General features: G+C 72.0%; 13 protein-coding genes. All 13 read left to right on the forward strand.

The window, feature by feature from the left end:
* Positions 1-339: 339 nt before the first annotated feature.
* The 13 genes from ACWA15_RS02495 to ACWA15_RS02555 all read left to right on the forward strand — a co-directional run bounded on the left by ACWA15_RS02495 (position 340) and on the right by ACWA15_RS02555 (position 22,360).
* Entirely contained in the window at positions 340-1,824 is a 1,485-nt protein-coding gene (locus ACWA15_RS02495; protein ID WP_464057886.1) for a Gfo/Idh/MocA family protein, read from the forward strand.
* Positions 1,821-3,017: a Gfo/Idh/MocA family protein gene (locus ACWA15_RS02500; protein ID WP_464057887.1), complete on the forward strand. Its 1,197-nt coding sequence runs from the start codon at positions 1,821-1,823 to the stop codon at positions 3,015-3,017. The genes ACWA15_RS02495 and ACWA15_RS02500 overlap by 4 nt, the downstream gene beginning before the upstream one ends.
* Positions 3,014-4,015, forward strand: coding sequence for a DUF6807 domain-containing protein (locus tag ACWA15_RS02505; protein WP_464057888.1), 1,002 nt, complete (start codon positions 3,014-3,016; stop codon positions 4,013-4,015). Before ACWA15_RS02500 ends, ACWA15_RS02505 begins: the two co-directional genes overlap by 4 nt.
* The gene (locus ACWA15_RS02510) at positions 4,015-4,797 is read left to right on the forward strand and encodes a cupin domain-containing protein (protein ID WP_464057889.1); all 783 of its coding nucleotides are present in this window, start codon (positions 4,015-4,017) and stop codon (positions 4,795-4,797) included. The genes ACWA15_RS02505 and ACWA15_RS02510 overlap by 1 nt, the downstream gene beginning before the upstream one ends.
* 41 nt (positions 4,798-4,838) lie before the next feature.
* Positions 4,839-5,858, forward strand: a complete 1,020-nt coding sequence (locus ACWA15_RS02515; protein WP_464057890.1) for an acetylxylan esterase — start codon at positions 4,839-4,841, stop codon at positions 5,856-5,858.
* Positions 5,859-6,006: 148 nt separating this feature from the next.
* Positions 6,007-8,019, forward strand: a complete 2,013-nt coding sequence (locus ACWA15_RS02520; protein ID WP_464057891.1) for an outer membrane protein assembly factor BamB family protein — start codon at positions 6,007-6,009, stop codon at positions 8,017-8,019.
* Positions 8,019-9,356 (forward strand): variant leucine-rich repeat-containing protein, encoded by a 1,338-nt coding sequence (locus ACWA15_RS02525; protein WP_464057892.1) that lies wholly within the window; start codon positions 8,019-8,021, stop codon positions 9,354-9,356. The genes ACWA15_RS02520 and ACWA15_RS02525 overlap by 1 nt, the downstream gene beginning before the upstream one ends.
* 2 nt (positions 9,357-9,358) lie before the next feature.
* On the forward strand, positions 9,359-11,755 hold the full coding sequence (locus tag ACWA15_RS02530) for a VWA domain-containing protein (protein WP_464059384.1): 2,397 nt from the start codon (positions 9,359-9,361) through the stop codon (positions 11,753-11,755).
* Positions 11,756-11,878: 123 nt separating this feature from the next.
* The gene (locus ACWA15_RS02535; protein WP_464057893.1) at positions 11,879-12,268 is read left to right on the forward strand and encodes an FHA domain-containing protein; all 390 of its coding nucleotides are present in this window, start codon (positions 11,879-11,881) and stop codon (positions 12,266-12,268) included.
* A 3-nt stretch (positions 12,269-12,271) separates the two neighbouring features.
* Positions 12,272-13,126, forward strand: a complete 855-nt coding sequence (locus tag ACWA15_RS02540; RefSeq protein WP_464057894.1) for a PP2C family protein-serine/threonine phosphatase — start codon at positions 12,272-12,274, stop codon at positions 13,124-13,126.
* Positions 13,123-14,349 (forward strand): FHA domain-containing protein, encoded by a 1,227-nt coding sequence (locus tag ACWA15_RS02545; RefSeq protein ID WP_464057895.1) that lies wholly within the window; start codon positions 13,123-13,125, stop codon positions 14,347-14,349. Before ACWA15_RS02540 ends, ACWA15_RS02545 begins: the two co-directional genes overlap by 4 nt.
* Entirely contained in the window at positions 14,346-16,265 is a 1,920-nt protein-coding gene (locus ACWA15_RS02550; protein WP_464057896.1) for a serine/threonine-protein kinase, read from the forward strand. The genes ACWA15_RS02545 and ACWA15_RS02550 overlap by 4 nt, the downstream gene beginning before the upstream one ends.
* Complete coding sequence (locus ACWA15_RS02555) at positions 16,262-22,360, forward strand: Ig-like domain-containing protein (RefSeq protein ID WP_464057897.1); 6,099 nt, start codon at positions 16,262-16,264, stop codon at positions 22,358-22,360. Before ACWA15_RS02550 ends, ACWA15_RS02555 begins: the two co-directional genes overlap by 4 nt.
* The last annotated feature ends 33 nt before the right edge of the window (positions 22,361-22,393 follow it).

Consider the following 22,393-nt stretch of genomic DNA (forward strand, 5'->3'; position numbering starts at 1 on the left):
TGGTGGAGTGGCTTGCCAAGAACCGTACCCGATCTCGCCCAGAATCGAAACGATCTGAGCGAACTTTCTTCCGAGCGTGATCCCAACGGCTAGCCGAGCTCGTGGGCCAGCCGTCGACCTCGTGAGCGAGGCGCCGAATCCGGCGAGAAGCAGGCCTGGCTCACGAGTTCGGCGGGCCGCTCACGAGTTCGGCGGTGCTGGCGGGCGGTTCGGGAAAGCGCTACCCGAACCCCCCTCGGCAGGCTATGGTTATAACGATTCAAGAGCGGCGTCGTCGTTGACGCCGCAGCACCAATACCGCAATTCACCGTCGAAACGCGCCTGGAGCAGTGAGAGTCCGTGACCTCCGAGAACACCACCCCCGTCCGTCGCCGCTACGCCGTCACCGGCCTCGGCCACCGCAGCTCGATGTATGTGACCGCGATCCTCGGCGAGCACGCCGACGTCGCCGAGCTCGTCGCCTACTGCGAGCCGAACCCGACCCGTCTCGCGGCCTACACCGCGATTGCCGAATCGGCAGGGGTGACCGTCCCGGGCTACACCCCCGACGCCCTCGAGCAGATGATCCGCGAGCAGCGCGTCGACACGGTCATCATCACCACCCCCGACCACACCCACGCCCAGCTCGTGGACCGTGCCCTGCGCGCGGGGGCCGACGTCGTCGTGGAGAAGCCGCTCACCATCTCCGCCGAGGGCTGCCGCATCATCACCACGGCGGTCGAGGAGACCGGGCGCACCGTCGTCATGACGTTCAACTACCGCTACGCCCCGCGCAACAGCGAGCTCAAGCGCGTCATCGACTCCGGTGAGATCGGCGAGGTCACCTCGGTGCACTTCGAGTGGGTCCTGGACACCGTGCACGGCGCGGACTACTTCCGCCGCTGGCACCGGGAGAAGGCGAACTCCGGCGGGCTGCTCATCCACAAGTCCAGCCACCACTTCGACCTCGTCAACTGGTGGATCAGCGACGCCCCGGAGCGGGTGTACGCCCGCGGCGGGCTGAAGTTCTACGGCGACACCTCCGTCGTCGCGCGCGAGATGGCCGACGCCGACGCCGCCGCCGGTCTGCCGCCGCGCCCCGCGCGCGGGACCGGCAGCGCGGACGGCACACGCGGCTGGGAGGGGCGCACCGGGGACCGATGGTCCCTCGACCTGCGCGCCGACGAGCGCCTCGCCGAGCTCTACCTCGACGCCGAGCACCACGACGGCTACATCCGTGACCAGGACGTCTTCAGCCCCGGCATCACCATCGAGGACAACCTCGCGCTCCTCGTCGACTACCGCCGCGGCGCGACGCTCACCTACTCCCTCAACGCCCACGGCCCCTGGGAGGGCTACCGCGTCACGGTCAACGGGACGAAGGGTCGCGCCGAGCTCGAGGTCGTCGAGCGCGGCTCGATCGAGTTCGACGAGCGGGGCCGCTCGATCCTCGACCCCTCGGCCACCCCCGGCGCGTGGGAGGGCGACGACGTGCGCCCCTTCGGCGACACCCTCACCGTCCAGAAGCACTGGGAGCGGGCACGTCGGGTGGCCATCCCGGCCGGGATCGGCGGGCACGGCGGCGGCGACGCGATCCTCCTGCAGGACGTGTTCCGGTCTCCCGTCGACGGGCCTCGTGCGGACCCGCTGGGTCGTCCGGCCGGCTACGTCGACGGCGTGCGCGCCGTCGCTGTCGGCATCTCCGGCAACACCTCGCTGGTCAGCGGACTGCCGGTGGTCGTCGACGAGCTCGCGCTCGGCATCGACATCACCGTCCCGCGGCCGGTCCCGCCCCCGCGCACCGTGCCCGACGCCGCCGGCTCACCCGAGCTGGTCACCTCATGACCCGCCTCTACCGGGCTGCGATCGTGGGCACCGGCGGGATCGCGCACGCGCACGCCCAAGCCCTCACCGACGCCGCCGGCCGGGTGCGCCTGACCCACGCGATCGACGTCGACCAGGCCCGGGCGACGGCCTTCGCCGAGCGCTTCACCACCGACGGCGCCGAGCCCGTCGTCGCCTCGACCGACCTCGCGGACGTGCTCGCCAGGACCCGTGAGGCGGGGGAGCCCCTCGACCTCGTGCACATCTGCACGCCGCCGCAGTCCCACTTCGCCCTCGCCGTGCAGGTGCTCTCCGCCGGCGTCGACGTGCTCCTGGAGAAGCCGCCGACGCTCTCCCTGGCCGAGCTCGACGAGCTCATCGCGCTCGAGCAGACGACCGGCGCGCACGTGGGCGTCGTGTTCCAGCACCGGTTCGGCGCCGGTGCGCAGCGGCTGCTGGCCCTGATGGAGGGCGCGCCGTCGCCCCTCGGTCGACCGCTCGTCGCGCTGTGCAACACCCTCTGGTACCGCGACGCGGAGTACTTCGCCGCGCCGTGGCGCGGGCGGTGGGACACCGAGGGTGGCGGCCCGACGATGGGTCACGGGATCCACCAGTTCGACCTGCTGCTCGCGGTGCTCGGCCCCTGGGCCGAGGTCACCGCGATGGCTGGCCGGCAGGCCCGAGACACCGACACCGAGGACGTGTCGATGGCGATCGTGCGCTTCGAGAGCGGCGCGCTGGCGACCATCGTCAACTCGGTCGTCTCCCCCCGCCAGACCTCCTCGCTGCGCTTCGACACCACCCGCGCCACGATCGAGCTCGAGCACCTCTACGGCTACACCGACGCGGACTGGACCTTCACCCCGGCCCCCGGCCACGAAGAGCTCAAGGAGCTGTGGGTCGCTGACCCCGACGCCGCGACGTCGAGCCACTCCTCCCAGGTGGTCGCGATCCTCGACGCGCTCGACGCCGGGCAGCCCCTGCCGGTGAGCGCCACGGATGCCCGCGGCACCATCGAGTTCGTCGCCGCGCTCTACGCCTCGGCCTTCACCGGGCACCCGGTCCGCCGCGGCGAGATCGACGCCGCCCACCCCTTCGGTGCCGCGATGAACGGGACCGGCGCCCCGTGGGCGACGACGCCCGCAACCACGAGCGCCCCTAGCACCACTCCCACGACCACCCCCACGACCACTGCTCCCGAGGAGATCCGATGACCCGCCTCACCCTGTCCGACGACGGCACGGCCCTCACGGTCCACCTCGCCCCCGCGCCCGGCGCGAGCGCCACCACCGAGCTGGTCCGGTACGTCTACCAGCCCACCGACGTCCAGCTCGAGTCGCCGCGACCGTACTTCCACCCGATCCGCACCGTCGGGGGAGACGTGGTCAGCCTGTTCCGGCCGCACGACCACGTGTGGCACAAGGGCATCGCGTGGTCGCTGCCCAACGTCGGCCCGCACAACTTCTGGGGCGGCCCAACCTTCGTCAAGGACGAGGGATACGTCCAGCTCGACAACGACGGCTCGATGGTCCACGAGGGCTTCACCTCGCAGCAGGCCGACGACGACGGCGTGAGCGTCACGCAGTCCCTGGCCTGGTTCACCCAGGCCGGCGAGCGCGTGGTCACCGAGGTGCGGTCCTTCTCCGTGACCCTCGCCGAGCCGAGCGAGACCACCACCGCCGACCCCGCCGGCCCCGCCGCCTGGGTCCTCACCTTCTCCTCCACCCTGACCAACGTCTCCGGCGGCGACCTGCCCATCGGCAGCCCCACGACCAACGGCCGCGACAACGCCGGCTACGGCGGACTGTTCTGGCGTGGACCGCGGTCCTTCACCGGCGGCACCATCCTCGCCCCCGACTTCGCGGGCGGTGAGGAGATCCGCGGTCAGCGCGCACCGTGGATGGGCTTCACCGGCACCCACGACGAGAGCGCCCGCCAGTCCACCCTCGTCATGGTCGACGACGCGTCCAACCCCCGCGGTCCGGCCTCCCCGGGCCAGGACCCCGAGTGGTTCGCCCGCAACGAATGGTTCGCCTGCGTGTGCGCGGCGCCGTTCTACAGCGAGGAGATCCCCTTCGCCCCCCAGGACTCCCTGACCTTCCGCTACGCGGTCGTGGTGGCGGACGGCGGCGCCGACCCCGCGCGCGGCGCGGACCTGGCCGAGGTGGGTCGCGGCGTGCTCGCGCACCGCCCCGAGGTCGCTCCGGCCTGATGACGGACCCCTCCCCGCAGCTCCCACCGCCGACCACGCCGACCGCCGCCCCAGCGCACCCGTTCCCGGGTGGCACGAGCATCTCCCGCCTGCGCGTCTACGACTGGCCGACGACGGATGGCGCGGGTGCGGTCGGCGGGGGGACCCCGCACCTGCACACCGCCTCCGACGAGGGCTACGTCGTGCTCGGCGGGACGGGAGCGGTCCAGACCCTCGGCCCCGACGGCTATGCCGAGCACCCGCTGGAGGAGGGGACCGTGCTGTGGTTCCAGCCCGGCGTCGTGCACCGGCTGGTCAACGACGGCGACCTGGAGATCCTCGTCATCATGTCCAACGCCGGCCTGCCCGAGGCCGGGGACGCGATCATGACGTTCCCGCCCCAGGTGCTGGCCGACGTCGGGCGGTACCGGGACGCCGCGGCGCTGCCGGTCGTGCGGCCCGGGGCCGACGACGCCGCGCTCGCCGCGGCCGCGCGGGCCCGCCGCGACCTGGCGGTCGAGGGTTTCGGCGCGCTGCGCGACCGGGTCCTCGCCGAGGGCCCCGCCGGCCCGATGCAGGAGCTGTACGACGCCGCCGCGCGGCTCGTCCGCGACCGCGTCCCCGGATGGCGCGCCACCTGGGAGACGACGGTCGCCGCCGCGGCCCGGACCACCGACCAGGCGCTGGTCGACCTGGCCGCCGGGATGGCCCCGCACCTGGGCCGTGCCCGCGTCTCCTCGACGCCGCCCGACCCGGGCCTGGGGTACGGCATGTGCGGGCGTCTGACCACCTGGCACCCCTGACCCACCCCGTTCACCACTCCTGACACCTGAAGGACACCGTCATGGTTCAGTTCGACCTGTCGCTCCCCGAGCTCGAGGCCTATCGGCCCGAGCGCGTGGAACCGGCCGACTTCGAGGAGTTCTGGCTCCGCACCCTCGCCGAGCAGGACGACGCGCACCCGCTCGAGGCGACCTTCGATCGGGTCGACACCGGTCTGAGCGAGGTGATCACCGAGGACGTCACGTTCACGGGGTTCGGCGGGCAGCCGATCAAGGGGTGGCTGCACCGGCCCGCTCGGGCGAGGGGCCCGCTGCCGACCGTGGTGACGTACATCGGGTACGGCGGTGGGCGCGGGCTGAGCCACGAGCACGTGCTGCACGCCGTCGCCGGGCGGGCGCACCTGGTCATGGACAACCGCGGTCAGGGCAGCGGCCATCAGATCGGCAGCACCGGCGACGCGGGGTCCACCGGGGCGCACGCCGCCGGGTTCCTCACCTCCGGGATCGACTCTCCCGAGACGTACTACTACCGGCGCATCTTCACCGACGCCGAGCGCGCCGTGCGGGTGGCGCGCAGCCACGACGCCGTCGACCCGACCGACGTCATGGTCTCGGGCGGGTCCCAGGGCGGTGCGCTCTCCCTGGCCGCGGCCGCGCTCACCGAGCTGCGCGACGGGCTCGGCCACCCGCCGCTGCGGGCCGCGATCGTCGACGTGCCGTTCCTGTCGCACGTGCGCCGGGCCTCCGTGCTGACCGACGCCGGCCCCTACGCCGAGCTCATCCAGTACTTCCACACCCACCGTGACCTCGTCGAGACGGCCTTCGGGACGCTCAGCTACTTCGACGCCGTGAACCTGGCCGCGCGGGTCACCGTGCCGGGGCTGTTCTCGGTGGGCCTGATGGATCAGATCTGCCCTCCCTCGACGGTGTATGCGGCGTTCAACCACTATGCGGGGGAGAAGGAGATGGTCGTCTACCCCTATAACGGGCACGAGAACGGCGGACCGTTCCAGGACGCCGAGCACCTGCGCTTCGCGGCTGCGCGGCTGCGGACTGCCGATGATCGGGCGCCGTCGGTCTAGCGGCCGCGCCGGTGGGTGGAGGTCGGATCCGTCCAGGGGGTGAATTCCGGTCACTGGACGGCATCTCGGTCAATCGTCTCGCCAGAATCGCTACGATTCGGCGTGGAAGATCATCCACGGTGTCCGCGATGTGGTTCGAGGGGTTGGCATGAACGACAGGTTTCTTGGTGACGCGGCATCGCAGGACCCAGCGCAGCAGGCGCAGTGGCAGCAGCAGCCCCCGCAGCCCCCGCAGCCCCAGCAGCAGTGGCAGCCACCGGCCGCGCAGCAGCCCGCGCCGCAGCCACCCGCCCCGCAGCAGCCCTGGGCGCCCGCCGCTCCCCAGCCGTACCCAGCCCAGCAGTACCCAGCCCAGCAGTCCCCGGCCCAGCAGTCCCCGGCCCAGCAGTACCCGGCCCAGCAGTACCCGGCCCAGCCGCCTGCCGGTCAGGGGTACCCCGGGCAGCCGTACCCCGGGCCCTACGGGCAGCAGCCGCCCGCACAGTGGCCACCGACCGCTCCTCGCAAGCCTCGGGCGAAGAAGGGCCTGCTGGTGGCGGCGGGTGCCGTCGTCGTCGTCGCCGCCATCGGGGTGACGCTCGCACTCGTGCTCCCGGGGGACGGCACCTCCGCCGCGCAGACCGTCCCGCGCGTCGTCGACCTCGCGACCAAGCCGACGTCGGCGTGGACCGTGGACCTGCTCGACGAAGCCGACACCTACGCCGACTACGTCGCCACCGAGATCCCGGTGGCGGTGGGCGATGACCTGGCCCTCGTGTGGTCCACCTTCGACGCCTACACCTGGGAGATGGAGCAGACCGACAGCAGCGGCTGGTACGAGGAGTTCGACGCCCACTACGACCTCGGCGTCATCAACGGCACGGCCTACCTCGACGCCGAGGAGGCGGCCGAGCAGCTCTACGAGGACGACTGGACCGCTGACGTCGACTGGCCGGACTACGCGGACTTCTGGCCGGCCGACTTCGTCAGCGACTGGGACGACTACGACTACGAGTACCTGGGCTACTACGCCGGGTTCGAAGACACCGTCTACGGCAACGACGTGGACGAGAGCCGGATCCCCGCCCCGGTGGCCGTCGACTTCGTCCCGTCCGTCACCCTCCTGGACATCACGGACGGCGAGGAGCGATGGACGGTCGACCTGGTCTCGGTCGAGCCGGACGTCGACCACACCTGGTTCGTCAGCGCTGTGAGCCTTGACGGTGGCGCCACGGTCGCGGTCTCGCTGGTGTCGGGGTGGGACGACATGAGCACCGAGCAGAGCACCACGATCGGGACGCTCGATGCGAGCGACGGCTCCGTGATCTCCACCACCACCGTCGACGGCATCGCATCGGTCTTCGGGCTCGACGGCGCACTGCTGGTGGTCAGCGACGGCGACGGGGACGATGACGAGCAAGTGATGAGCCGTCTCGACCCGACCTCGCTCGACGCGGACCCGCTGTGGGAGAACGAGATCAACGCCCTGGCCTACCCGTCCACCTTCACGGCCGGGCAGATCAGTCTCTCTGACGACGAAGGCGTCGAGGTGCTGTCCACCCTCGACGGCACGACGGTCTGGGAGGGCGAGCGCCTCCTGTCGGTGGGCAGCTCCGTGCTCTCCCTCGAGGCAGAGGACGCAGAGGACGAGTACTCCTCGACCTACACCCTCGAGGCGATCACCGAGGACGGCGACAGCCCGTGGGAGGAGCCGCTCGAGGTGGCCACCGCCTGGTCGATCGACGGGTACCTGTTCACTGCAGCCAAGGGCTCGGGCGACGACTACAGCGACGGGGGCTACAAGAAGATCCAGCGGGTGAACCCCGCCACGGGTGAGGAGCTCTGGGACGCTGCGGCCGCAGAGGTGAGCTCCATCCTCGGGGTGAACAAGGACTCCGTGGTCACGATCGCGGACGGACAGCTCGTGCTGCTCGACCTGCGGACCGGTGAGGAGACGGCCAGCTACAAGATCAAGGGCGCCGACGACGGCGTGGAGGCCTGGCTCGGAACCGAGAACGTCTACATCTCGGCGGGCGGCAGCCTGCTGGCGTACTCCTTGGCCGAGGACGGCAAGCTGTGGTCCTACGGGATCGACGACGATGCGTATGTCAGCGAGATCGGACGGCACCTCACCATCTGGAACTACATGTCTGAGGAACTGAGCGGACTCGGAGTCGAGTGATGGCGTTCCGGGACGCACGCGACTACACCCCGGACGAGGCGGCGGACCCGTCGAACTCGCCGTCGCTCCTGGCGGAGATGGCTCGCCTGCGCCCTGACCTGCGGCCGGTCCTCTGGAGCAACCCCGCGTGCCCGGACGAGCTGCGCAGCTGGATGCAGGCGGCGCAGGCCGCCGAGGCAGCCGGGGCGAGGGCGCCGGTCTACGTGGAGCCGGTCCACGCCACGGTGGCACCCCGTCCGGCGGCCCCACCGGTCCCGGTTGCAGTCCCCGTCCCGGTCCCGGTCCCGGTTCCCACCCCCGCCCCCGTTCCCACCTCAGCCGCCGTCTCCACCTCACCCCCTGCCCCCGCGCGCCGGCGCCGACGGCGCGTCCTGTTCGCGGCCGGCACGATCGCGGCCCTGGTGCTGGGCGCCGCGGGCGGCGGCTTCGTGGCCGGGTGGACGCTCTCGGGTGAGATCGAGGCCCGCAAGCCCGCGACGGAGAACACCGTCGTCGAGGTCGAGGTGCCCAGCTACTCGAGCCTGGGACAGGTGCCCATGCCTGACATCCGCGGTCTGGACGAGGCGGCCGCCCGCGAGGTCCTCGCCGACGCCGGGATCCCGCCGGAGGTCGTCGTCGTCTCCACGCGGGAGGCCGCAGGTCAGGAGAACGTCGTCGTCGAGCAGACGCCGGCCTTCGGGACGACCAACCCCACCGCGGTCACCCTCGTGCTGTCCACGCCGGCCCTGGTCCCCCCGGTGGACGGTGTCGACGCGGCCACGCTCGTCGCGTCCCTGGGTGTGCTCGGGGCCGATGTCGAGCTCGTCACCGCCTACGTCCCGGGCGCCGCAGCAGGTACCGCCCTCTCGATCACCCCCGCCCCCGGCGAACCGTTGCCGACCCACGTGACGCTCACCGTCGCCGAGGCGTCGTCCTCGATCTATCTCGACGCTCTCGACATCGTCGACGGTCAGTGCTCCTCCACGTCCGCGCAGCTCAACGGAGTCACCTACGCGAACTCGCTGAGCTGTTCAGCCGATGCCGACGGCAAGGAGACCTCCTGGGTGGTCTCGCGCGTGGCCGACTCCCTCGAGGCAACGGTCGGGGTGTCCGACGACGGAGACCCTGCCGCCCGGGTTCGGGTGGAGGTGCTGGCGGACGGTGTTCTCGTCGGCTCGATCGAGGCCGGCTACGGCGCCCCAGCGACGCTCGTCGCACCGGTCACCGGGGCGCTGCGGGTGACCATCCGCACGATCCTGCTCGGCGAGGACCCCACGGGCTGGAACAGCGAGAACGCGATCCTGGGTGATGTGCGGGTGGTCGGTGGAGCCGACGCGATCACGGCGCTCGACACGTGAGCATGCACCCGGGCAGCAGCAGGCCGCTGCGCACCGCCGCGGCGGCCCTGGCCGCAGTGCTGCTCGTCGCGCTGACCAGCCTGACGGCCAGCGCGGACCCCTCGGCCGACCCCACGCCGGCCCCGAGCGACCCCGGCAGCGCCCAGGTCACCACCTCCTCGACGGCGGCCGCCGAGCCGATCGTCATCGTGCTCGACCTGTCCAGCTCGATGGAGGAGGACGACGGGGCGGGCACCATCAAGCTCGACGGCGCCAAGGCCGCGCTCATCGACGTCGTCCGTGGGCAGGCGGCCGGCTCGTCCGTGGGCCTGTGGACCTACCCCTCCCCGGCGCAGGACTGCTCCTCGGGGAGCTATGTCCCCGGAGCTGAGCTGCGCACGGTCCCGGACCCGTCCACGCTCGCGGCGACGATCCGCAACCTGGCTGCTTACGGGAACACCCCCACCGGTGACGCGCTGCGCGCAGTCACCGACGACCTCGTGGCACGCAGCCACACCTCCGCGACCCTCCTGCTCGTCTCGGACGGGGAGAGCAACTGCGGCGTGCCACCGTGCGAGGTCGCACAGCAGATCGTCGACGAGGGGTTCGACATCACCGTCCAGGCGATGGGCTTCCAGATCTCCGACGCCGGCCGCGAGGAGCTCGAGTGCATCGCCGAGGCGACCGGTGGCCGCTACTACGGGGTCGAGGACTCCACCCAGCTGGGCACGATGCTCGACGAGATCTCGGTCCCGGCGGTGACGCTCGACGTCACCGCGGTCAAGTCCGTCCCGTCCGGGTCGTCGATGACGTTCACGGCCGTGGTCACCAACCCGTCCGCCCAGGCGGTCGACGACGTCTCGGTGTCCCTGTCCTTCGCCGATGCGGGATCGCGGACCCTCTTCCCGGCCGTCGTCCCGCCGCGCTACCGGCTGGGCAACCTCCCCGCCGGAGCGTCTGTCACCCGCTCCTGGACGCTGTCGACGGCAGGCGGCCAGACCGGGGTGGCCAGCTGGCGGGTCTCGGCCTGGACCCCGGACGTCGGCGCGACGAGTGCCACCGGAGACACCGAGGTGACCGGCTCGGCTCTCGGGCTGACGCAGGCAGGTCCGCTGCTGACCGACGCGATCGACGCGGGACCGGTCGTCATCCTCGGTGACTCCTACTCCTCCGGGGAGGGGTCGGGCGACTACCTGTCCGCTGCGACCGGCGCCGAGGAGGGCTGCCACCGCAGCAACAACACGTACGGCACCGCGCTCTTCGGGACCTCGTCGTCGACGATCATCGCCTGCTCCGGTGCCGTGGCCGGTGACCTGTTCTCCCCGAACGCCGAGCGCAAGGTCGAGGCCCAGCTGCGTCAGGTCAACGCTCTCGATGCAGCGCCTGGCCTGGTCCTCATGACGATCGGCGGCAACGACATGGGGTTCGGCGCCATCGTGTCCACGTGCGTCATGCCCGGGGACTGCTCGAGCGACGAGGCCTTCGTCGCCGAGACCTTCACCTCGATCGCCAGCCTCCAGGCCAGCCTCGAGCACAGCTATCGGGCGATCCACGGCGCGGTCAACTCCGCCTCCCAGCTCTCGGACCGGTCCGGGACTCCAGCCCCGATCGTCGTGCTGGCCTACCCCCAGGCGTTGCCGGACTGGCGCCGAGCATCCTGTGGGGGGTTCTCGGCCGCGGAGGTCAAGTTCGCGAACGACGTCGTCACGGCCCTCGACGAGGTGATCGCGGACTCTGTCTCCGCTGTCGCGGGCGAAGGTGTCCCGGTGTACTTCGCCGGTCAGGTCCAGGAGGCCGTGCTCCCCGACCACACGTCCTGCTCGGACGAGCCGTTCATCAACGGGGTCGATCTCGTCAGCGGGGCGTGGGGAAGCGTGACCGGGTCCAAGGTCGAGCTCATGCACCCCAACACCTCCGGCTACCAGGCCATGGCCAACTCCCTGGTCGCGTGGTCCCAGACCGATGCGGCCCAGCCGTCACGCGCCGGTCTGGTCCCCGGCCACGCGCCGATCACCGTGGGACCGTCGGCGCCCAGCGCCACCATCGACCTGTCGACGGCAGCCGAGCAGAGCCTCCGGGTGGAAGCAGGCGCGGCGGTCGACATCACCCTCGAGGGCCTGGCCCCCGGCACCACCGTGACGATCACCGTCCGGTCCTCGCCCCGGGCGATCGCCTCCTGGGTGGCCGACGACGCCGGCACGGTCCGCGGGGTGGCCTACGTCCCACCGGACCTGTCCGCAGGGTCGCACACCCTCGTCGCCTCCGGACTGGACGAGGCGCTGGACGTCCTCGTCCGTGAGCAGCCGCTCACCGTCGTCCAGCACCAGCCCTGGTGGTTCTGGCCAGCCACCGGGTTGAGCGTGGTGCTCGTCCTCGGCGCCGTCGGTGTGTTTCTCGGCGCTCGGCGACGCTCCGGGTGAAACCTCACCCGGTACCAGCAGATCTGGGCGATTTGCTCTCGACGTGCGGGGTATCCTACTCGGGGCCGTGCCCTTTTTTGGGCGTGACCAGCGGACGCGCAGCGAGGGATGAGGGGGGCCGACGTGAGTGAGGTGCGCAGCGGCGAGAGCCGCTCGACGGGATCGGTCACCGGTCCCCACGTCGTGCTGCGCTTCTCCGACGGGCGGCGTGTCCCGCTGCGCGGGATGACCCTCGTCGGTCGACACCCGCAGGCAGCGCCCGAGGAGATCATCACCGACCTGGTCAGCCTGGACGATCCCCGACGATCGGTGTCCAAGACCCACCTGCTGGTGGGGATGGACGCGCGCGGACTCTACGTCCAGGACCGCCACTCGACCAACGGCACCATCGTCACCCTCCCGGACGGCCAGCAGATCCTGTGCGCCCCTGGTCAGACGATCCGCGTCCCGAACGGGGCCACGGTCTCCTTCGGTGACTTCAGCTGCATCCCCGACTTCCACCAGAACGGCTGACGCATGTACACCGCGTGGGGATCGGCCACAGACACCGGGCGCGTCCGCACCCTCAACGAGGACGCGCTCGTGGCGCTCGCGCCGATCTTCCTCGTGGCCGACGGGATGGGCGGGCACGACTCCGGCGACGTGGCCAGCCGCATCGTCGTCGAGGAGTGCTCGGTGCTCGCGGGGCGACCGTTCGTCACGATCGAGGACCTCCAGCTGTGCTTCACCAAGGCTTCCGCCCGGATGCGTGAGGTGCTCACGGGTGGCAACGGGGGCGCCACGGTCGCCGGTGCCGCGATCGCCATGCACGACGACGCCGCGTACTGGCTGGTCTTCAACATCGGCGACTCCCGGGTCTACCGGATGGTCGACTCCCAGATCGAGCAGGTGACCGTGGACCACTCCGTGGTCCAGGAGCTCCTCGAGGCCGGTGAGCTGAGCGCCGTCGAGGCGTCCGTGCACGCCGACCGGCACGTCGTCACCCGCGCCCTGGCCACCGACTCCGCCTCCGAGCCGGACTACTGGATGATCCCGGCGACCCGGGACGACCGCCTGCTGATCTGCTCCGACGGGCTGACCGACGAGCTCACCGACGCCCAGGTCGAGGAGATCCTGCTGGCCGTGACGGACGCGCAGGACGCCGCCGAGGCCCTCGTGGCGGCCGCGCTGGACGCCGGCGGACGCGACAACGTCAGCGTCGTCGTCGTCGACGTCGTCGTCGTCTGGAACGGGCTGACCGCGGACCAGACGCACAGCTATGACCCGTCAGGCACGAACGGACAGGGCCACCACGAGGCGGCCGTGGACCCGGAGTGGGAAGAGCAGATGCACGGCGTCACCCTGCCGCGGCTGCGAGGCGGCGACGCATGATCATCCCGATGTACGTCTCCGGCGACTGGTACGCCGTCGTGACCGACGGCGCCGTCGCGCTGCTGCCACCGACGATCTCCGAGGCCAAGCTCACCCAGGTCTGGGACGCCCTCCGGGAGAGCACCGACCTCACGCACTCCCTCACCGTGCTGGCCCGCGGCGGCCTGGTGGGCCTGCCGCCCTTCGCCCTGGTCTCCGTCATGGACGGGCACGTGCGCGGGTTCCTGCGCGGGGACGTGCGCCTGCTGATCACCGACAGCTTCGGCACCCGCGAGCACACGGCCGAGCACGTCGCGACGTGGGCCGAGATCAACGTGCCCGACGCCGCGTCGCTCACCGTCGCCATCCCCGCCGCCCTCGCCCCGACCGGACGCACCGTGCGGATGCCGGCGCTCGCGGCCGTGGTGCAGGCGTCGAGCGTCGAGGTCCGGCTGCGCGACGGCGCGATCGCGGCGCCCTCACCGGCACCGGCGAAGGCGCTGGCTGACGACTCGGCCGCCGAGACCACCACCTACTCCGAGCTCGACCTGCCTGCTCCCGTCGCACGCCGGGTGCTGCGGGCCGAGCCCGTTCAGGCTGCTCGACCGCTCGAGGTCGTGCGGGTGAGCTCAGCCGCACCCGCCACGCCCGCACCCGCCACGCCCGCACCCGCGTTGCGGCCCGCTGTCGGCCCGCCGCCGCCCCCGCCCGGGCCTCCCGCACCGCCCTCCACACCCGCTCCGCCATCCACCCCTGCTCCGACACCCGCGGCGCCGGACGCCGGCGAGGACCCCTACGCCAGCACCGTGCTGAGCACGAGCCTCGTGGAGATCCGCCGGCAGATGCCGAGCTGGCAGGAGGACCCCATCCCGGGCCCCTTCGCCGTCCCGCCCGTGCCGACCCGGGTGCCGCGGATCCGGATGTCCTCCGGGCTCTCGGTCCCCCTCGACCGTGCGGTCCTCATCGGGCGCGCCCCTGTCGTCTCCCGGGTCGCTGCCCGGGACCTGCCGCGCCTGGTCACGGTGGTCAGCCCGAACCAGGACATCTCCCGCACGCACGCCCAGGTGCGTGTCGACGGCGAGGACGTGCTGGTCACGGACCTGAACTCGACGAACGGCATGTTCCTCATCGAGCCTGGCCTGCCCCCGCGGCGGCTGCGCTCGGGGGAGCCGACGCCGCTGCGCGCGCTAGCCGTGGTCGACCTCGGCGACGACGTGACCTTCACCCTGGAGAGTGACTCGTGAGCGCTCGTCGCCAACCCTCGATCCCCCCGCGGATCCCCGGATTCGAGTACGTCCGCCTGCTCGGCATGGGCGGATTCGCGGACGTCTTCGAGTACCGCCAGGAGCTGCCGCGGCGCTCCGTGGCGGTCAAGGTGCTGCTCAGCGGGTCCCTCGAGCAGGACGCCCGGGAGGCGTTCTTCGCTGAGGCCAACGTCATGGCACAGCTGTCCCACCACCCCTCGATCGTCACGGTCTACCACGCGGACATCGCCTCGGACGGGCGCCCCTACCTCGTCATGGAGTACTGCTCCCGGCCCGGGTTCGGCACGCGGTACCGGATGGAGCGGTTCACCGTGGCGGAGGTCCTGCGGACCGGCATCCGGGTCGCCTCGGCTGTGGAGGCCGCCCACCACCTGGGGATCCTGCACCGGGACATCAAGCCCGCGAACATCCTGGCGACCGACTTCGGCTGGCCGGCGCTGACCGACTTCGGCATCGCTGCGACCCTCGGCTCCTCGATGGCGGCGACCGGGATGTCCATCCCGTGGTCCGCGCCCGAGCTCCTCGCCGAGCACCCCACCGGCGACGCCCGCGGCGACGTCTACTCCCTGGGCGCGACGATCTACTCCCTGCTCGCCGGGCGCTCGCCCTTCGAGATCCCCGGCAAGCCCAACACCCCGGCCGACCTGCTCTCGCGGATCGAGCGGTCTCCGCTGCCGCCGATCGACCGGGAGGACGTGCCCGCCGGTCTGGCGGCCGTGCTCGCCCGGGCGATGTCGAAGGATCCCGACCGACGGTTCCTCAGCGCCCTCGCCTTCGCCCACGCGCTGCAGACGGTCGAGCGGAGCATGCAGCTGCCGGTCACGAGCATCGACCTGTCCCAGGACTCCCTCCCCGACCTCGCCGTCCCCCGGTCCGACGCCGCGGCGACAGGGGCGACAGGATCGTCGTCCTTCGCGCCCCCGGGGCCGGGCGGTTCCGCGCACGCCGGTGAGCAGCCTGCGGACCAGGCGACGCGGCTGCGGCCCGTCGTGAGCATCAACCCCGGCGGCGCCGTCGCTGCGGCGGCGAGCCAGCGTGCGGCGGAGGTCGACGACAACGCCACCCGGCTCCGACCGATCACGACGATCAACGCCCAGACCGGCCCGCCGCCCGCGCCGCAGCTGCCGCCGACGCAGCCCACCCCGCAGTCCACCCAGCAGGGCCTGCAGGGCTACCAGCAGGGCTATCCCCAGCCGCAGGGCTACCAGCAGGGCTACCCGCAGGGCCCGCCGCCGCAGGGCTACCAGCAGGGTTACCAGCAGAGCTACCAGCAGGGGCCGCCCCCGCAGGGCTACCAGCAAGGTCCGCCCTACCAGCAAGGCCCGCCCTACCCGCAGGGTCAGCAGCCCCAGGGCCAGCAGTACCCGGGTCAGCCGGGGCAGCAGGCCTTCGCGCCGTCCCGCGCCGAGCGTCGCTCGAGCCACTACGGCCCGTCGCTGGCGCCTGCCGACGACGGATCCGCGGGGCGCCGCTCGACGGGCCGCACCATCACGATGGTGGTGAGCACCGTCGTCGTGCTCGTGGGGCTCAGCCTGGTCGCCTACCTCACGCTGGGACGCGACGCGGGGACCGCCGGACCGGACGACGACCCGACCGCGACCTCCACCCCGACGCTGATCGGCGGGGACACCGTGCCCGCACCGACCAAGCTCGTCGGGGCCGATCTTGGCGACGGCACCGCCCGGTTCACGTGGACCAACCCGGACGCCTTCGACGGTGACGCGTACCTCTGGCAGGTCGTCGCGGCCGGTGAGACGGCGCGAGCCGAGAAGATCGACGACGCCTCGGTGATCGTGGACCTTCCCCCGGGGGCAGACGTGGTGTGCATCGAGGTGTCCCTCGTCCGGTCGGACGGACGCGCGTCGTCGACTCCCGCGCAAGGCTGCAGCCAGTGAGGCTCTTCGCGGGGGAGACCCGCAAGGAGAAGCTCCGCTCCCTCTCGACGGTCGTGGCCGGTATCACCGTCCCAGCCGTCCTGGCGCTGCTGGCGATCATCAACCCGGGCGTCAAGATCGCCGAGGTCGACCTCAACGACGGCGCGGTCTGGGTCACCAACGCCCAGGGCCTCAAGCTCGGCCGGTACAACGCCACCGTGCAGGAGCTCAACGGCGGCCTCATCGCGAGCGACCCGAGCTTCGACGTCCTGCAGGACGCCCAGTCGATCCTTCTCAGCGAGCCGACCAAGCTCTCGGTCGTCGACCCGGCCACGGTCACCCTCACCACCCAGGCTGAGATCCCCGCCGGGTCCCACGTCTCCTTGGGCGCCGGGGTCATCTCCGTGGTCGGCCCGGACGGGGCCGTCTGGGTCCGCACGACCGACTCCCTCCAGTCCATCGACGCCGCGACCGACGCCGACCTCGACCTCGGTGACGGCGCCCGCGCGGTCGTGACCTCGACCGGCGTCGTGCTCGCCTTCGATCCCACGGACGGCACCGTGCACCGCGCCGAGCTCACCCCCGAGGGACTGACGACCAGCGAGGTGGGCAGCCTCACGGACGCCGCCGGGGTGGTGCCCGAGGAGGTGACCGCCGTCGGCGAGACGCTCGTCGTGCGGGCCGGGTCCCGCCTCCACGGCGACGGCTGGACGCGTGACCTCGCCGACCAGGGGGCCTCCCTGGTGCTCCAGCAGACCGGACCGGCCAGCGACGTCGTGCTCGCCGCGACCGCCACGCGGCTGCTCTCGATCGACCTCGACGAGGGGAGCTCGTCGGCGATCGAGACCACGGGCAACGGCGTTCCCGCGCGCCCGGTCGCGCTCGGTGCGTGCATCTACGGCGCCTGGGCCTCACCCACCGGGAACTACGTCCGCCAGTGCGGCGACGCCGAACCCGAGCTGGCCGATCTTGCCGAGATGACCACCGCGGACACCCTGGTGTTCCGGGTGAACCGGTCGGTGATCGTGCTCAACGACACCACGGCGGGTCGCATGTGGCTGCCCGACGACCTCCCGCAGGTGCAGAACCCCAACTGGGAGGACATCCAGCAGGAAGAGGAGCCGGAGGACCGCCAGGAGGAGTCGGACTCCATGGAGACCGCCCAGCAGCTGCTGTCCCAGTGCACCGAGCAGTCCCTGCCCCCGGGCGCCTCCGACGACGAGATCGGGGTGCGCCCCGGGCGCACGACGATCCTGGAGGTGCTGAGCAACGACACCGCGGGGGAGTGCGGCATCATCGCGATCGGTGAGTTCGAGCCGATCCCCGCCGAGTTCGGCCGGATCGAGTCGATCTACGGGGGCCGGGCGCTGCAGCTCGAGGTCGCCGCCGGCGCCCGCGGCTCCGCGACCTTCACGTACACGATCACCGACGGCCGCGGGCAGAACCCGCCCTCGACCGCCACAGTCACGCTCACCGCCCGCGACGCGTCGGAGAACAACGACCCCGTCGAGCTCCGGACAGGTGCTGCCGAGGTCGAGCAGGACGCCACGATCGAGTACGACGCGCTCGCCAACTTCACCGACCCGGACGGGGACGACCTCGTCCTCGTCTCGGCCACGACCGACGGGACCGGGACGGTCCGCGCCCGCCAGGACGGCGTCGTCACCTTCATCGCCGAGGGCGACCAGCTCGGCCGCCAGACCCTCCAGCTCGTGGTGAGCGACGGCGTCGCGCAGGTGCCGGGGACCATGACGGTCGACGTGCGCGCCGCAGGGTCGCTCCCGCCCACCATCGACCCGGTGCACGCGGTGACGTACGTGGGTTCCCCGGTCGACGTCGACGTCCTCGCCTCCGTGCACAGCGCCTCACGCGAACCGGCCCGCCTGGCCACGGTCGACGAGGTCGCCGGGACGACGATCGCCGCCAACCTCGACGACGGCCGTTTCACCTTCACCGCGACCAACCCGGGCACGTACTACGTCGGCTTCACCGTCGTCGCCGCGCCGCAGCAGGCCGTCGGCCTCGCGCGGATCGACGTGCGCGAGTGGCCGAGCGAGCCGCTGCCCCCGGTCGCCGTCCGCGACATCGCGCTGCTCCCGTCCGGCGGCGAGGTGACGACCAACCCGCTCGAGAACGACGTCGACCCCGGCGGCGGGGTGCTCGTGCTCACCTCGATGACGACGCAGGACGGGTCGCCGCTGCAGGTCGCCGTGCTCGACCACAGCCTCGTCCGGATCACCTCCCGGCTCGCGCTCACCGTCCCCGAGACGGTCAGCTACGTGATCTCCAACGGCGTCGCCGAGGCCCGCGGGGAGATCCTCGTGGTCCCCGTGCAGCCCTCGAGCCAGCAGCGCGCTCCCGTGGTCCGCGACCTCGCCGTGTCGGTCCGCACCGGCGGCGTCGTGACCATCGGGGCTCTCGCCGCGGCCTTCGACGCCGACGGCGACGTCATGACCCTCGTCCCGGAGCTGCCCGAGCCCCTCGCCGAGGGTGAAGGACTGCTCTTCGCCTCCGGCGACACCCTGCGCTACCAGGCTCCCGACTCCGCGATGACGGTGCGCGCGGTGTTCAGCGTGCAGGACTCCTCCGGCAACATCGGCTCCGGGCAGGTGACCATCTCGGTGCACGCCTCTGCGCCCGAGAGCAAGGCGCCCCCGCAGCCCAAGGACCTCACCGCCCGGACCTTCGCCGGGGAGACGGTGCGCATCCCCGTGCCGTTGACCGGGATCGACGGCGACGGCGACGGGGTGACGCTGCTCGGGCAGGGCGACACCGCCCCGCTCAAGGGACGCATCGTCGCGATCGGCGCGGACTGGATCGAGTACGAGGCGCTGCCCGGGGAGACCGGGACCGACACGTTCACCTACGCGGTCGAGGACTGGGTGGGGCAGCGGGCGCTCGGCAGCATCCGCGTCGGGATCGCCACGCGCCCGGTCGAGGCCATGCCCATCGTGGCCCGCAACGACGAGGTGACGGTCCAGCCCGGGCAGCGCGTCGAGGTCCGCGTGCTCCGCAACGACGTTGACCCCTCCGGTGAGGAGCTCACCCTCCTCCCCGAGCTCGGGGTCCCCGCCGGCGTCACCGCCCTCGTGGACGGCCGGCGCATCGTCGTGGACACCCCCGCCACGGTCACCGACCCGATCACGATCGCCTACACCGTGACCAACGAGCGGGGCGGGCGGGCCACAGCCGTGCTCACCCTGTTCATCGTCGAGGACGCCGTCATCTCACCGCCCGTCGCCCGAGATGTGACCGTCGCCCCCCTCGAGGTGGTCGACAAGACGACCGTCGAGGTCAACGTGCTCGCGGTCGCGGAGAACCCGTCCGGTCCGATGAGCGACGTGGCGGTCTCGGTGCCGGCCTCGCACGCGTCCGTGGCGTCCGTCACGGCGTCGGGCGGGGTCCTCGTGACGCTGACCGACGACGCCCAGACGATCCCGTACCTGCTGACCAACACCCGGCCAGAGGCGGACGGGGTCAAGGCCTACGCCTTCATCTCCGTCCCGGCCCTCGGGGACTTCCCGCCGATCCTGCGGCCCAAGGCGCGTGAGCTCCGGGTCGCCTCAGGGACCGAGCTCGTCATCCCGATCGCGGAGTTCGTGCAGGTCGGGACGGGCAAGACGGCCCGGATCGGCGCTGCCACCCAGGTCAGCGCGACCCGGTCGGACGGCGGGGAGCTCATCGTCGACGACTCGACGCTGCGGTTCGTCTCCGCGCCCGGGTACGCCGGGCCCGCCTCGATCACCTTCCAGGTGACCGACGGGGCCTCCCGCGACGACGCCGGCGGGCGCCGCGCCACACTCACCCTGCCGATCACGGTCTTCACCGAGGACGACTTCCCACCGACCTTCACCCCGTCGACCCTGGACGTCGGCCAGGGTGACCTCGGCACGACGGTCAACCTGCTCGCCTACACCACCGGCCCCCAGGGTGCCGACGCCGACCAGAGCTACACCTACCAGCTGGCCGGTGCGGCCACGGCCGGGTTCGTCGTGGCGATCGACGGCACGAAGCTCAGCGTGTCGGTGGCCCCCGACGTCCCGCGCGGGACGGTGGGCTCCGTCCCGATCACCCTCGGCTACGGCCGCGCGGGGACCATGGACGTCCAGGTGTCCCTCAAGGTCACCGCGAGCGGTCGGGTGCTGGCCACCGCCAGCCCCTTCGCGCTCGTCGGCAACGCCGGCGAGGAGACCCGCGTCGACGTGCTGACCGGCTCCTCGAACCCGTTCCCCGGTGAGCCGCTGACCGTGGCCGGTGCCACGGTCACGGCCGGCACGGGATCCGCCGTGGTGTCCGGGAGCTCGGTGCTCGTGCGCCCGGCCGAGGGATTCGTCGGTGAGCTCACCGTGCGCTACCGGCTGCGCGACGCCACCGACGACCCGCTCCGCGAGGTCGAGGGCCGGATCGTCGTCGTCGTGCGGGACAAGCCGGGCGTCCCCCTCGCCCCCCGCGTCGGCGACGTGACCAGCCAGACCGTGATCCTCGCGTGGGAGGCCCCGGTCAACAACGGCACCCCGATCACCGGGTACCGCCTCACCCGCAACGGCGGGCAGACCACCGCCTGCGCGACGACGACCTGCACCGTCACCGGGCTGACCAACGGCACCGACTACACGTTCACCGTCGCGGCCCAGAACGCGGTCGGCTGGTCGGGCGAGTCGCCGGCCAGCGCCAAGGCCACGCCCGACGCCGTGCCGGACGCACCCGGAATCCCGACCCTGGTCGCCGGTGACCGGCAGATCACGGTGAGCTGGAACACACCGGCGAACCAGGGGACGCCGATCTCCCAGTACACGGTCATGCTGTCCGGACCCGGCACCCAGTCGACCGTGGTCAGCGGGACGACGGCGACGTTCACCGGGCTGGCGAACGGTTCGGCGTACACCGCCCAGGTCCGCGCGCACAACAAGGCGACACCGCCGGAGGGCGGAGCGTGGAGCCCGAAGTCGGCCACCGCGACCCCGGCCGGTCTTCCCGGAGCACCGACGGTCACTGCCCAGCGCCGGAGCGAACCGCGCGGTGGCTACATCGATGTGACGTGGACAGCAGGCTCGTGGAACGGAGACGACACGGGCCTCTTCACCGTGACGATGACCGGGCAGGGGACGGTGACGCGCGACGTCGGGCCAGGAGCGACGTCCGCCGAGTTCACCGCCGTCAACGGCGTGACCTACACCTTCTCGGTGGTGGCCAAGAACAAGGCCGGCACGGGTCCGGCCGGGACGGCGACCGCACAGACCTACGGGACACCCGGGGAGCCGGTGGCGGGGACGACCACGCCGATCAACGGCCGCGACTTCGGCGACGGGCAGGTGCAGCTCAACTGGTCGGCTCCCACCGAGACCGGTGGAGTCGGCATCGCGTACTACCTGCTGGACGGCTCGGAACGGGTGTACGGGACGAGCGTCGTCAAGGGAGGGCTGCAGGGTGGGTCCGCGAGCCCTGCCCACTCGGTCGTCGCCTGCAACACCAAGGACATCTGTGGGCCCGCCACGGCGCTGGGTTCGGCGACACCGCAGACGGTCCCGGCGGCTCCGTCCGTCTCGGTCCTCGCCGAGGACGGGACCTACCGCAAGGTCCGCGTCTCGTGGACCGCACGGGGCGACGGCGGTTCACCCATCACCGGCTACTCCTACCGCACGGACAAGGGCGCCTGGATCGCCGCAGGTGCATCCCCCTTCGAGCTGGACGTCTCCGGTTCGGAGGTCACGGTCGAGATGAGGGCGATCAGCGGTGTCGGTGCGAGCGCCTCGGAGAGCAAGACCGGATACCCCCACCTCCCCGAGGCTCCCGCCGCTCCCGACGTCCAGGTCACCACGACCGACGGCGCCTTCGTCGCGAAGTGGGCCGTGCCGGCTGCCAACGGAGCGGCGGTCCAGGACTATCGCGTCGTCGTGGAGACAAAGAACCCTTCGGGGAACTGGCGCGACTTCGACAGCCGGAACTGGTCCACGGACCTCTCCTTCTCCCGCGACGACCTGACGGACGGTGGCAAGTTCCGCATCCAGGTCTTTGCCCGGAACAGCGTGGGAGAGAGCACGGCCAACGTCCGGGAGTTCGACGTCGGTCCCAAACCCACCCCGACGCCCGATCCCGGGGGAGGCGGCGGTGGCTGACACCACCCGCACTCCCGCTCCCCGTCCTCCCCG

This window comes from Sanguibacter sp. TS_SC_8 (genome assembly GCF_055361235.1).